This window comes from Pseudoalteromonas sp. Z1A6 (genome assembly GCF_011378745.1).
GTDB lineage: Bacteria > Pseudomonadota > Gammaproteobacteria > Enterobacterales > Alteromonadaceae > Pseudoalteromonas > Pseudoalteromonas arctica.
In genome coordinates this window covers 1-534 of the sequence record NZ_WTKW01000718.1, presented here as the reverse complement: position 1 = coordinate 534, position 534 = coordinate 1, and the positions used below count along the sequence as shown (strand labels likewise).

The following is a 534-nucleotide window of genomic DNA, read 5'->3' as shown; positions in this document are numbered from 1 at the left end:
TTAACAAACTGATTAATAACAACTTATAAATATGGTCTACTCTTTGCTTTAATACAGCTAATAACCAATTAAAAATCTTATTAAGGTAAATAAAAATGAAAAAATCACTTTTAGCAGCCGCTTTAATCGCTCCATTTTTAACAGGCTGTGTTATTGCCGTATCAGATGGTGAAGCTGAGACTCATTGGGCTGGTAAGAATTCATCTAGCTGGCAAGCACAACATAAAAATAATCGTGAAGTTATATCAGAGCTAAAAATGGATAGCAGTTACCAATCTGTTTTGACGCAATTAAAAACGCCTAATTTCACAGAGCTATTAAAAAAAGATGACGATGTATACCAAGTACTTTTTTATGTAACTCATAGCAAACATTCAGATTCTAAAACAACGAAAGATGAATGTACGCCACTTGTATTTAAAAATGATAAGTTAGTGGGCATTGGTGAAACCGCTTTAGGTATGATCACGCAGTAACCAATAAAAAATGTTTGATACAAAAACGCCAATATATGAATATTGGCGTTTTTGTATA

Annotated in this window: 1 protein-coding gene; it reads left to right on the top strand. The window is 32.0% G+C overall.

Annotated elements, in window-relative coordinates; genetic code table 11:
* Window positions 1-95: 95 nt before the first annotated feature.
* Window positions 96-476, top strand: a complete 381-nt coding sequence (locus GQR46_RS20475) for a DUF3192 domain-containing protein (protein WP_007586943.1) — start codon at window positions 96-98, stop codon at window positions 474-476.
* Window positions 477-534 lie beyond the last annotated feature (58 nt).

Coding starts and splice junctions, on each gene's coding strand:
- GQR46_RS20475 (WP_007586943.1), top strand. CDS start 96: ATGAAAAAATCACTTTTAGCAGCCGCTTTAATCGCTCCATTTTTAACA.